The sequence below is a fragment of the Kitasatospora sp. NPDC001132 genome (assembly GCF_053598415.1).
This window is the reverse complement of record NZ_JBSFKF010000010.1, coordinates 1-11,032: the sequence shown is the minus strand read 5'-3', so window position 1 is coordinate 11,032 and position 11,032 is coordinate 1. Positions and strand designations below refer to the sequence as shown.

At 73.3% G+C, this 11,032-nt stretch carries 12 protein-coding genes; 5 read left to right on the top strand and 7 right to left on the bottom strand.

The window, feature by feature from the left end:
• Window positions 1–152: 152 nt before the first annotated feature.
• Window positions 153–2,033 carry an amidohydrolase gene (locus ACWDBE_RS15905; protein ID WP_449792627.1) on the bottom strand — a complete coding sequence of 627 codons (1,881 nt, stop codon included), beginning with the start codon at window positions 2,031–2,033 and terminating at the stop codon, window positions 153–155.
• A 315-nt stretch (window positions 2,034–2,348) separates the two neighbouring features.
• Between ACWDBE_RS15905 and ACWDBE_RS15900 the strand changes: the two genes are divergently transcribed.
• The 3 genes from ACWDBE_RS15900 (at window position 2,349) to ACWDBE_RS15890 (ending at window position 4,427) form a co-directional block, all read left to right on the top strand.
• Window positions 2,349–3,011 carry a hydrolase gene (locus ACWDBE_RS15900; protein ID WP_392875070.1) on the top strand — a complete coding sequence of 221 codons (663 nt, stop codon included), beginning with the start codon at window positions 2,349–2,351 and terminating at the stop codon, window positions 3,009–3,011.
• 29 nt (window positions 3,012–3,040) lie between these two features.
• Window positions 3,041–3,523 carry a DoxX family protein gene (locus ACWDBE_RS15895; RefSeq protein WP_449792617.1) on the top strand — a complete coding sequence of 161 codons (483 nt, stop codon included), beginning with the start codon at window positions 3,041–3,043 and terminating at the stop codon, window positions 3,521–3,523.
• Between the two features lie 139 nt (window positions 3,524–3,662).
• Window positions 3,663–4,427, top strand: a complete 765-nt coding sequence (locus ACWDBE_RS15890; RefSeq protein ID WP_449808310.1) for a GPR1/FUN34/YaaH family transporter — start codon at window positions 3,663–3,665, stop codon at window positions 4,425–4,427.
• Window positions 4,428–4,569: 142 nt separating this feature from the next.
• Here ACWDBE_RS15890 and ACWDBE_RS15885 read toward each other — a convergent pair whose 3' ends face one another.
• From ACWDBE_RS15885 to ACWDBE_RS15875, 3 genes are all read right to left on the bottom strand, one after another.
• On the bottom strand, window positions 4,570–5,031 hold the full coding sequence (locus tag ACWDBE_RS15885) for an SsgA family sporulation/cell division regulator (RefSeq protein WP_449792619.1): 462 nt from the start codon (window positions 5,029–5,031) through the stop codon (window positions 4,570–4,572).
• A gap of 110 nt (window positions 5,032–5,141) precedes the next feature.
• Complete coding sequence (locus ACWDBE_RS15880; protein ID WP_449792620.1) at window positions 5,142–5,699, bottom strand: Dps family protein; 558 nt, start codon at window positions 5,697–5,699, stop codon at window positions 5,142–5,144.
• Between the two features lie 32 nt (window positions 5,700–5,731).
• Window positions 5,732–6,454: an alpha/beta fold hydrolase gene (locus tag ACWDBE_RS15875; protein WP_449792621.1), complete on the bottom strand. Its 723-nt coding sequence runs from the start codon at window positions 6,452–6,454 to the stop codon at window positions 5,732–5,734.
• Window positions 6,455–6,730: 276 nt separating this feature from the next.
• On the opposite strand from ACWDBE_RS15875, the gene ACWDBE_RS15870 reads away from it, so the two are divergent.
• Window positions 6,731–7,567, top strand: coding sequence for an alpha/beta fold hydrolase (locus ACWDBE_RS15870; protein WP_449792622.1), 837 nt, complete (start codon window positions 6,731–6,733; stop codon window positions 7,565–7,567).
• Window positions 7,568–7,727: 160 nt separating this feature from the next.
• A complete protein-coding gene (locus ACWDBE_RS15865; RefSeq protein ID WP_449792623.1) occupies window positions 7,728–8,678 on the top strand; it encodes a VOC family protein in 951 nt (316 codons plus the stop codon).
• Window positions 8,679–8,777: 99 nt separating this feature from the next.
• On the opposite strand, the gene ACWDBE_RS15860 is transcribed toward ACWDBE_RS15865, so the two are convergent.
• The 3 genes from ACWDBE_RS15860 to ACWDBE_RS15850 all read right to left on the bottom strand — a co-directional run.
• Window positions 8,778–9,524 (bottom strand): alpha/beta fold hydrolase, encoded by a 747-nt coding sequence (locus ACWDBE_RS15860; protein ID WP_449808309.1) that lies wholly within the window; start codon window positions 9,522–9,524, stop codon window positions 8,778–8,780.
• A gap of 42 nt (window positions 9,525–9,566) precedes the next feature.
• Window positions 9,567–10,442: a helix-turn-helix domain-containing protein gene (locus ACWDBE_RS15855; protein ID WP_449792625.1), complete on the bottom strand. Its 876-nt coding sequence runs from the start codon at window positions 10,440–10,442 to the stop codon at window positions 9,567–9,569.
• Window positions 10,443–10,670: 228 nt separating this feature from the next.
• The coding region (locus tag ACWDBE_RS15850) for a PucR family transcriptional regulator (protein ID WP_449808308.1) at window positions 10,671–11,032 on the bottom strand (362 nt) is incomplete at its 5' end.

The window sequence follows — 11,032 nt, the reverse complement described above, 5'->3', positions numbered from 1 at the left end:
GGGGGGGGGTTGTTTGGGGGGGCCGGCGGGGGGGGGGGGGGGGGGGGGGGCCCCCGCCGCCCCCGGGGGGGGGGGGGGGGGGGGCTACGGGGGTAGGGGGGGGGGGCACCGCCTGGTGCAGGCGGTGCCCCGTGACGGGACCGGCGGGTGCGTCAGAAGAAGCAGGGGTCCATCGGCGTCTGCGGCTGCCCGGGCAGGGCGAGGCCGCGCGCCTGGCGCCAGGCGTGCTGTTCGCCGGAGGCCGCCACGGCCTCCAGCACGCCCTCGGCCTGGCGGACGCCGGCGGCCAGGCTGGGGGCGGGGGTGGCGTGGTAGCCGCCGAACTCGGTGACCGGGCTCCAGGACGGCGAGATCTCCGGCAGCTCCGGGGCCAGGCCCTCGTGCTCCTGGGCGGCGTGGACGATGCGCCCGCCGACGACGGTCAGAACGGCCTCGATGTGCGGGATGTCGGCCTCGGGCACCGTGAAGTAGTCGGCGCTGAGCAGTGCGAGGTCCGCGTAACTGCCGACCGTCAGGCGGCCCTTGACGTCCTCCTCGCCGGTGAGGCGGGCGCCGCCGAGGGTGTAGAGCTCCAGGGCCTGGGCGCGGTCGAGCCGGTTGTGCTCGGCCGCGAGGCGTCGGCCGGAGACGGCCCGGCCGGAGACCAGCCAGTGCAGGGCGACCCACGGGTTGTAGGAGGAGACCCGGGTGGCGTCGGTGCCCGCCGCGACGGTCAGACCGCGGTCCAGCATGGCGCGCAGCGGCGGCGCCTCGGCGGCGGCGGGGGCGCCGTAGCGGTTGACGAAGGCCTCGCCCTGGAAGGAGAGGCGGTTCTGGACGGACACGGCGCCGCCGAGGGCGGCGATCCGGTCGAGGCTGTCCTTGCTGACGGTCTCGGCGTGGTCGAAGAGCCAGCGGTTGCCCTGGGGGAAGAGGCCCTCGGCGGCGAGCTTCTCGAAGACGGCGAGGTCGCGGCGGATGGTCTCGTCGTAGGTGGCGTGCAGGCGGAAGCCCCAGCCGTTCTCCGTGAGCAGGCGCACAGCCTTCTCGAACTCGGTCTCGTAGGCGCCCAGTTGCGGACGCGGCTCGGTGAAGTTCTCGAAGTCGGCGGCGGCCCAGGTGAGGTTCTCCCCCGCGCCGTTGAGGCGCAGCCACTCGTCGCCCTCGCCGGGGCGGACGGTGTCGACCCAGCGCTTGAGGTCGTCGAGCTCCTGCCCGGCGGTCTGCGGGAAGAGGTGGTAGGCGATGCGCAGGCTCAGCTCGCCGCGGCGGGCGAGTTCCATGACGGTGCCGTAGTTCTCGGGGAAGGCCTGGAAGCCGCCGGCCGCGTCGATCGCGGAGGTGAGGCCGAAGCGGTTGAGCTCGCGCAGGAAGTGCCGGGTGGAGCCGATGCGGTCGGACTCGTCCAGCATCGGCGCCTTGGCGAGGGTGGAGTAGAGCAGCAGGGCGCCGGGGGCGGCGATCAGCAGGCCGGTGGGCTCGCCGTCGTTGCCGCGCACGATCTGGCCGCCGACCGGGTCGGGGGTGTCGCGGGTGAAGCCGGCGGCGCGCAGGGCGGCCTTGTTGAGCAGGGCCGACTGGTAGAGGTGCAGCACGAAGACGGGGGTGTCGGGGGCCGCGGCGTTCAGTTCGGCCAGGGTGGGCAGGCGCCGCTCGGCGAACTGGTCGGCCGACCAGCCGCCGACCACCCGCACCCACTGGCCGGGCGGGGTGCGCTCGGCCTGCCGGCGGAGCATGGTCAGGGCCTCGCGCAGCGTGGGGACGCCGTCCCAGCGCAGCTCCATCACGTAGTTGAGGCCGCCGCGGATGACGTGCAGGTGCGCGTCGTTGAGGCCGGGGACGGCCCGGCGGCCGAGCGCGTCGACCACCCGGGTGCCGGGGCCGACCAGCGGGACGACGTCCGCGTCGTCGCCGACGGCCTGGATCCGTCCGTCCCGGATGGCCACGGCGGTGGCCTGCGGGCGGCGCGGGTCGTTGGTGAACACCTTGGCGTTGCGCACGACCAGGTCGGCGGGCTCGTCGGGGGTGCCGGGGCGGACGCCGGCGACAGGCATGGTGGACAAGGGAAGCCCCTTCGTTGGGTGGGTGATTCGGCGCGAGGCCACCCGGCGAACGTAGGCAGGCGGCGGTGGGGCGAGGTTCTTCGCAGCGCATGGCCGGTTGCCCGGCAGCGCACTGACGCGGGCCGGCCGGGCGGGTGCGGTCGGTCGTGCGTTGTCGGGACAGTCCCGGGCGCAGAGTGAGCAGAACATCCCGCCGATCGCGGGCTAGTGTCGTTGACGTGAAGCCCTGCCGATCCAGCCGGGCCGAACCTGACGTGGTGTCACTTTCCCGCGTCGTTCCCCTCATTCACGAGAAAGAGAAGACCCATGGTCGACTTCGCCAACGTCCACGCCGCCCCGAGCCCGGACCTGCTCACCCCGGACAACGCGATGATGCTGTTCGTGGACCACCAGCCGCAGATGTTCTTCGGCACCGGCAGCGGCGACCGCACCGCCATCATCAACGCCACCGAGGGCCTGGCCAAGGCCGCGAAGATCTTCGGCGTCCCGACCGTCCTGTCGACCGTCGCCGCCGAGTCCTTCTCCGGCCCGATCCTGCCGCAGCTGAAGGCCGTCTTCCCCGACCAGGAGGTCATCGACCGCACCACGATGAACGCCTGGGAGGACGAGGCCCTGGTCGAGGCCGTCAAGGCCACCGGCCGCAAGAAGATCATCCTCTCCGGCCTGTGGACCGAGGTCTGCCTCGTCCTGCCGGCGCTCTCGGCGCTGGACCAGGGCTACGAGGTCTACGTCGTCGCCGACGCCTCCGGCGGTGTCAGCCCACTGGCGCACGAGCACGCCCTGCAGCGGATGACCGCCGCCGGCGCCGTCCCCGTCACCTGGATCCAGGTCCTCCTGGAGCTCCAGCGCGACTGGGCCCGCACCGAGACCTACGTCGCGGTCACCGAGCTCGTCAAGGAGCACGGCGGCGCCTACGGCATGGGCCTGGTCTACGCCCAGTCCATGATCAACCCGCACGCCGCCGGCTGACGGACCCCATCGATCCGACGGAGTCCGACATGAACACGGGTCTACTCCTGCTGCGCCTGGTCGTCGGCCTGCTCATCGCGGGCCACGGCGTCCAGAAGGTCAGCTTCCACCTCGGTGGCGGCGGACTCGACGGCGGTAGCGCCGAGTTCCGGGGCGACGGCTTCCGCGGTGGCAAGCTCACCGCGGTGGCCGCCGGCGGCACCCAGATCGGCGCCGGGCTGATGCTCGCCGCCGGTCTGCTCACCCCGCTGGCGGGCGCGGGCGTCATGGGGGTGATGACCGTCGCCCTGACGGTCAAGTGGCCGCACGGCCTGTGGGTCCAGCACGACGGGTACGAGTTCCCGTTCGTCCTGATCACCACCGCCGCGGCACTCACCGCCACCGGCCCCGGACAGTGGTCCGTCGACGGGGCGCTCGGCCTCGCCGACTGGCCCCTGTGGTGCCTGCCCGCCGCCGCCGTCGCCGGCGTGGGCGGCGGACTGGCGACCCGGCTCGCCCTGCACCGCGACTGACCCCGGTCGGCACCGCGGTCAGGCAGCCGACACCGGACGGGCTCGGGCCCGGGTGGGAAGACCACCCGGAGCCCGAGCCCGTCGGCATACATGCGAAGTACCCGAAGTACCCGAAGTACCGAGAGCAGGGAGCGAGATGATGACGACACCGACGACGGAAGAGACGCGCGTACGCGAGCCGGGCCCGACGGAGGCCGGGAACGGGGCGCCCACGGGCGCGGACCGGGCGGCGGGCCCCGGCCGCGAGCCGGACCTGCACGCCATGACACGGCTCACCCTGCGGCCCATCGCCTCGCCGATGCCCCTGGGCTTCTTCACGGTGGCCATCTCCTCCACCGTGGCCAGCAGCCTGCAGCTCGGCCTGGTCGACGGCGCGTACCGGCAGGCCGTGGCGCTCACGCTGTTCTCCGCGTTCGTCCTCCAACTGCTGGTCAGCATCCTCGCGTTCGGCGCCCGCGACGTCATCGCGGCCACGCTGATGGGCGGGTTCGCCGGTGCCTGGCTGGCCAACGGCCTGGTCACGGCGTCGGACGCCCCCGGCGGTGCCCGGGTCCTGGGCGTGATGAACCTGGTGTTCACCGTCTTCGCGGCCCTGATGGCCTCGGTGGCGAGGCCGAAGAGGGTGCTGTGGGTGCTCCTGATGATCGCCGTTCCGCGCTACCTCGTCGCCGGTCTCTACGGCGTCTCGGGCGAGGCCTGGCTGGGGCACGTCGCCGGCGCGCTCGGCATGCTCCTCGCCGCGGTCGCGATGTACGCGGCCTACGCCCTGATGCTGGAGGAGCTGCGGGGCCGGGAGGTCCTGTGGATCGGGCGCAGCGGCCCCGTGCGGGACGCCATGCACGCGGGGCTGACCGGCCAGCTGAACCGGCTGGAGCAGCAGGCGGGCGTGCGCCGGACCCTGTAGCGGGCGTCCCGCACGGGCTCCCGGGCTCGGGGCTCCCCTGACGGAACGCGAATCGGCTGTGCCCGTACCGGGTTTCCGGTACGGGCACAGCCGATTCGCGCATGCCGGTCGGCAGTTCGTGGGAACCACGCCCGGGGGCGGCTCAGCGACCACCGGCCAACCTGCTCAGTTCGGCGTCCCAGTCGATCAGTCGGGCCTCGTCGCCGCGCGGCACGAGGGCGAAGCTCCGCTCGCGCAGCCAGCTGTGCACCGGCTCGACCGGGACGTCGATCGAGGCGGTGCCGTCGTCCCCCCTGAGCGTGATCCGCAGCAGCCGGCGGCCGTGGCAGCGGCACGGCGGGGCGAACCGCACGTCGCCCATCCCGGCCGGCCGGTGCAGGCCCTTCCACAGCAGGTCGCGGGAGAACTCCCACGTCCCGACCGCCGGGTCGGAGCCGGGGAACTCCATGACCACGGAGAACGGCGCCCGCGCGCGGTACACGAAACGCACCGGCAGGTCGATGACCTTCCCCTCCCCGATGTTGAGTTGCGCGTTCAGTACGGGCGTGGCGCAGTCCCCGGCCGCGGCGGGGCCGTGACCGGGGAGCGGATGGCGGCCGGGCACGGGTACCTCCGAGGACGATGAGCGGAAACGAGAAAAGTGCCGGGCCCACCGACGAACGGGCCCGGCACTGAGCGGAGCCGGGCCTGCCGACGAACAGGCCCGGCCCGCGGTCACTCCCCGGTACCGGGAGCGACGACCAGGTGCTCGGCGAGGAACCAGACCTGGGTCTCGCCGGTGCGGATGATCTGGGAGACCAGGAGGTCCTGGGTGCCGTCGTCGCCGAGCTCCGCGGTGCGGGTGGCGGCGTCGCGGACGTCGGCGAGGATGGTCTCGTGGGCGTCGAGCAGACGCGAGAGCATCGAGTGCACGCCCTCGATGCCGTCCGGCGGGCGCGGCACGCCCGTGATCTCGGCGGCGTGCCGGGGGTCGCCCACGGCGACGCCGCCGAGGCTCTGCACCCGCTCGGCGAGCGCGTCGACCAGCTCCAGCTGCTCCTGGGCGTGCTTGTCGAACAGCAGGTGCAGCTGGTAGGCCGTCGGTCCGCGCATGCCCCAGTGGTACTTCTTGTACAGCGCGTACAGGAACTGGGTGTCCGCGAGGACCCGGTTGAGCCGCTGGCACGAGTACTGCCGGGCGTCGTGGGAGAGCGCGATCGGCAGCTGGGTGACGGTGCCGAACTCCTGGATCTCGGGACCGTGCTGGTGGAGGCGCGGCTGCTGGTTGATCATGGTGCTCCTAGGTTCTGTGCTTGCGGGGGTGGTCAGTGGGCCACGGACCGGACGGCTTCGCGGATCACGTCGGCGACGCACCCGGGGTGGGAGAGCATCACCAGGTGCGAGGAGTCCACCTCGACGGTGGTCGCCCCGGCGCGCTGGTAGCCGAACCGCTGGACCTCGGGGTTGAGGGTCCGGTCAGCACTGGCGACGATCCCCCACGACGGCTTGTCGCGCCACGCGGCGGTGGGCGCCGGCTCGCTGAACGCGGTCGCGGCGAGCGGACGTTGGGTGACGGCGAGGACCCGGCCGAGGGCGGGGTCGACGTCGGCCGCGAAGATCTCCGGAAGGCGGTCGGCCTCCACCGAGACGTCGGTGCCCTCGTCCCCGTCCGCCAGCGGGAAGGGGGTGTACACCAGGGCGGTGGCGAGCTCGGACTCGGGGAAGCCGCCCTGCAGCCTGCCCAGGCTCTCGCCCTCCTCCAGCGCGTAACCCGCCAGGTACACCAGGCCCTTGACGTTCTCCTCGGCACCCGCCACGGTGATCACCGCGCCGCCGTAGGAGTGGCCGACCAGCACGACCGGCCCGGGAATCCGCCGGACCACCGACGCGATGTAGGCGGAGTCCCCGATCAGGCTGCGGTTGGGCACCGCCGGCGCCACCACCTTCAGTCCGTCGCCCAGCAGCTCCGGGATCACCCGGGCGAAGCTGGAGGCGTCGGCGAACGCGCCGTGCACCAGCACGACGGTGGGCATGTCGTTCGTCGTCATGTATGCGTCCTCACCGAGGCCTCACCGAGGCCCTCGTGTCACGTGCTTCTGTGCCCCTCAGGCTAGGAACGCGACCGCCGCGGCCTGTTCCGACGGCGCACTGCCTGCGGTCGGTCCGTGCACCGAAGGGCAGTTCGGGCCCCCGCCGTCAACTCGCGCCCCGGCTCGGCGCTCTGGGACGACTCGGGGTGCTCTCACAGGCAACCGGCCGGATCCGGTGGCGCCTAGCGTGGGTCCCGTTGCAGCCGCCCCGCTGCGCTAGGAAAGGGAAACCCCATGCCTTACATCACCGTTGGCCAGGAGAACTCCACCTCCATCGACATCTACTACGAGGACCACGGCACCGGCCAGCCGGTCGTGCTGATCCACGGCTTCCCGCTGAACGGCGACTCCTGGGAGCGCCAGAGCGCCGCCCTGCTGGACGCCGGCTACCGGGTCATCACCTACGACCGCCGCGGCTTCGGCCGGTCCTCGCACCCGACCACCGGCTACGACTACGACACCTTCGCCGCGGACCTGAACACCGTGCTGGAGACCCTCGACGTCCGCGACGCCGTCCTGGTGGGCTTCTCCATGGGCACCGGCGAGGTCGCCCGCTACGTGTCCGAGTACAGCTCGGCCCGCGTCGCCAAGGTCGCCTTCCTGGCCTCCCTGGAGCCGTTCCTGCTGAAGACCGACGACAACCCGGACGGCGCCGCCCCGAAGGAGTTCTTCGACGGCGTCGTCGCCGCGGTGAAGGCCGACCGCTTCGCCTTCTACACCGACTTCTTCAACGACTTCTACAACCTGGACGAGAACCTCGGCACCCGGATCAGCGAGGAGGCCGTCCGCAACAGCTGGAACGTCGCCACCTCGGGCGGCGCCTTCGCCGCCTCGGCCGCGCCGACCACCTGGTACACCGACTTCCGCGCCGACATCGCCCGCATCGACGTGCCGGCCCTCATCCTGCACGGCACCGGCGACCGCACCCTGCCGATCGAGAACACCGCGCGCCCCTTCCACAAGGCCCTGCCCGCCGCGGACTACGTCGAGATCGAGGGCGCCCCGCACGGCCTGCTCTGGACCCACGCCGAGGAAGTCAACGCCGCGCTGCTCGCCTTCCTCGCCAAGTAGCCCGGACGGCCGCCCCACCCGAACGCGGCCGTCCGCACAGACGTCGGTACCGCCGTCACCGCCCCAGGCCCAGTGGTGACGGCGGTACCGGCCACCGCGCACCCGCGCCCGGTGTCCGTTCGAACGGGCACCGGGCGCGCTCCACGACAGGAGGTTTCCCGTGAAGCTTCGTTCGGCCCGCCGCATCGTTCCGCTGGTGGCGGCGCTCGCCGCCGTCACGGCGGCCCCCGCCGTCTCGGCGGCCCAGGGCGCACCCCAGAGCGCGTCCCAGAGCACCGCGGCGAGCGCGTCGGGCGGGCAGCACCGCCAGTTCGCCGTCGGCCCGCAGTACGACACCACCCACGTCTACGTCGAGCCCGGCACCGAGCAGGCCTTCGTGACCAGCTGGACGTCCACCTTCGGCGGCACCACGATCGGACCGGTCTCCACCCAGGTGACCCCGGCGCCGAGCCGGACACTGTCCGAGCTGGTCGTCTCCCCGGTCGGCACGCTGTCGGTGTTCGACTACACCACGCCCATCCCGTACCCCTTCGGCACCGAGCGCACCGGCTGGCTGGTGACCGACCTCGACCAGGCGGTCAAGGCCGCCCGCGCCGACGGCGCGACCGTCACCGTGGCGCCGTTCGCCGACCCGATCGGCCGGGACGCCGTCGTCCAGTTCCCCGGCGGGATCAGCGCCCAGCTCTACGTGCACACCGGCCCGACGTCGTACCCGCCGCTGGCCAGCGTGCCGGAGAACCGGCTCTACCTGTCGCCGGACGCCGTCGGCGACTTCCTGCACAGCTACCTCGCCTTCACCCAGGGCCGGATCGTCTCCGACGACCGGAAGGCCGACGGCGCCGCCCTCGGTCTGCCCGGCACGACGTACCGGCTCATCCGGCTCACCTCCGGCTTCGGCACCACCACGGTCGCGGTGACCGACGGCCACCTGCCCTACCCGTTCGGCAAGGAGCTGACCGGCTACGGGGTGTCGGACCTCGGCGCCACCCTGGACAAGGCGAAGGCCGCCGGCGCCACGGTGCTGTCGGGACCGGTCCGCGCGGGCGGCCGGGACAGCGCGATGGTGCGGTTCCCCGGCGGTTACGTCGCGGAGATCCACAGCGAGCGCTGACCGGCAGGACGCGCTCACCGGCGGGCGGCCGGGCACCTCGTCGCCCGGCCGCCCGTCGGCACCGGCGCGTCCGCGCATCGGCTCCGCGGAACGCCGCCGCTACCGCACGGAGGCCGCCGCCGACCGCACGGAGGCCGATCCGGCCGCCTCGTGGATGAACTCCGCGACCGTGCTCGGCCGGGAGACGGCCACGGCGTGGGAGGCGTCGGGCAGTTCGAGGACGGTGGCCCCGGCGCGCTCGGCCGTGAAGCGCTGGACGTCCGGTGCGAGCGCCTGGTCGGCGCCCGTCACCAGGGCCCACGAGGGCTTCTCGCGCCAGGCCGCCACCGTCGGCGCGTCGGTCAACGCCCTCTCGGCCACGGGGCGTTGGATCGCGGCCAGCACCTGCGCCACCTCCGCGTCGAGGTCGGCGGCGACCAGCGGCCGGAAACACTCCGCGGGCACAGTGAGCTCCGCCGGACGGCCGGTGCCGCCGGTGGTGGACTCGGTGCGCCGCAGCCGGGGGATGAGCGGGGCGGGGGCGAAGCGGCCGGCGAGCGTTTCGTGGCTCTCCCCCACGTCGGGGAGGTAGGCGGCCACGTAGACCAGCGCGAGGACCTTGGGGGCGGCCCCGGCCTCGGTGATCACGGCGCCCCCGTAGGAGTGGCCGACCAGGACGACGGGGCCGTCGATGCCCGCGACGACGTCGGCCAGGTAGGCGGCGTCATGGGCGAGGCCCCGCAACGGGTTCGCGACGGCCAGGACCGTCAGTCCACGGCGGTGGAGTTCGGCGACGACGCCGAACCAGGTGGTCGCGTCGGAGCAGCCGTCGTGGACGAGCACGACGGTGGGCCGGATGGAGGGCATGGCGGCCTTTCGGCGGGTGGCGGAGGAGTCGTGGCGCAGGGGTCAGGAGGCCGGAGTGCGGCTGTCGTTCTGGGTGGCGTAGGCCTGCCACTCACGCGGCGAGACCCCGTAGGCGTCGCGGAACGTCCGGCTGAAGTGGGAGTGGCTGACGAAACCCCACCGGTGCGCCACCGCGGAGACGCTGCGCTGCCGCCGGGACGGCCGCTCCAACTCCCGGCGGCAGGCGTCCAGTCGGCGCTGCCGAACGAACTGGCCCACCGTCGTCCCGTCCTGCTGGAACAGCTTGTGCAGATAGCGCACCGAGATGTGCTGCGAGCGGGCGATCGACTCCGGCGCCAGATCCGGATCCGCGAGGTTCTCCTCGATGTGGGCCCGGATGCGTGCCAGCAGCTCCGCCGCGCCGCCCGGCTGCTCCGGCGCCTCCCGCTCCAGCAGCTCCGCCACCAGGACCGCCACCATGTCGCAGACGCTGCGCGCCAGGTGGTTGCCCGGCCGGGCCCGGTGCGCCCGGGACTGGACGACGAGCGTCCGCAGCAGCTGCGAGGCGAGCGAGCCGACGCCCTCGCTCCCCCGCGCCACCAGCCCACCCGCACGCCGGACGTCGGCCTGCCGCACGCCCAGGTAGAAGCACGGGATCCGGAAACGCACCATCAGACTCTGCGCGTCCTGCAGCAGACCCACCGGGTGCACGGCGGTGCCGATCAGCAGGTCCCCCGGCGCCAGCACCGTGCTGACACTCCCGCGCCGCACGGTGGCCGCGCCCCGCACGTGCAGGAGGACGTAGAGGCAGTCCTCGGGGTCGGCCCCGGGCGGCGGGGACAGGACGTCGACGCAGTCACCGCCGCCGAGGGCGGACTGGACGAGCTGCTGGACTCGGCGTTCCGACGTGGGGCTTTCGGGCGCGGGGGTTTCGGGCATGGGCGAGGGACCCGACGGGATCACGGGAGGCTCCGACCGGTTGCGAGGGTTCAGTACGGGTGCTGGGGCTCGCCGCGCCGCCCGGAGAGGGGCACGGCGGCCGGGGGATGAGCGGCAGCTCGTGGTGACGATTCTCGCCGCGCACCGGAACCGTTGACCACCGACCGACGTAGGGATTGCCCGACGAAGCTTCATCGCTCTGTAGCAACGGCCCACCCCGGCCGCCGGCTACCGGACGGCAGCCTCCGGAGTGGACTGGAGCAGGTCCCACAGCCGCAGCCCCATGTGCAGCACCAGGCGGTGCGCGCCGTCGTCCAGGTCCAGGCCCGTGATCTCCTGGATCCGGCGCAGCCGGTAGTACAGCGAGGTGCGGTGCAGTTCCAGCACCTCCGCCGTCCTGGGTACGGAGCCCGCGTTCTCCAGGAAGCAGCGCAGCGTCTCCTCCAGCCGGGCGCCGGCGCCGTCGTCCAGCAGGCGCCGCAGCGGGTTCGGCAGGAGGGATTCGTTGAGCGCGCTGTCGGGCAGTTGGAGGAACATCGTGTACTCCCCGAGCCGCTCCCAGTCGCCGACGCCCTCCAACCGGGGCAGCC

Coding starts and splice junctions, on each gene's coding strand:
- ACWDBE_RS15890 (WP_449808310.1), top strand. CDS start 3,663: ATGACGACACCGACGACGGAAGAGACGCGCGTACGCGAGCCGGGCCCG.
- ACWDBE_RS15860 (WP_449808309.1), bottom strand. CDS start 9,524: ATGCCCTCCATCCGGCCCACCGTCGTGCTCGTCCACGACGGCTGCTCC.
- ACWDBE_RS15855 (WP_449792625.1), bottom strand. CDS start 10,442: ATGCCCGAAACCCCCGCGCCCGAAAGCCCCACGTCGGAACGCCGAGTC.
- ACWDBE_RS15895 (WP_449792617.1), top strand. CDS start 3,041: ATGAACACGGGTCTACTCCTGCTGCGCCTGGTCGTCGGCCTGCTCATC.
- ACWDBE_RS15875 (WP_449792621.1), bottom strand. CDS start 6,454: ATGACGACGAACGACATGCCCACCGTCGTGCTGGTGCACGGCGCGTTC.
- ACWDBE_RS15880 (WP_449792620.1), bottom strand. CDS start 5,699: ATGATCAACCAGCAGCCGCGCCTCCACCAGCACGGTCCCGAGATCCAG.
- ACWDBE_RS15905 (WP_449792627.1), bottom strand. CDS start 2,033: ATGCCTGTCGCCGGCGTCCGCCCCGGCACCCCCGACGAGCCCGCCGAC.
- ACWDBE_RS15870 (WP_449792622.1), top strand. CDS start 6,731: ATGCCTTACATCACCGTTGGCCAGGAGAACTCCACCTCCATCGACATC.
- ACWDBE_RS15900 (WP_392875070.1), top strand. CDS start 2,349: ATGGTCGACTTCGCCAACGTCCACGCCGCCCCGAGCCCGGACCTGCTC.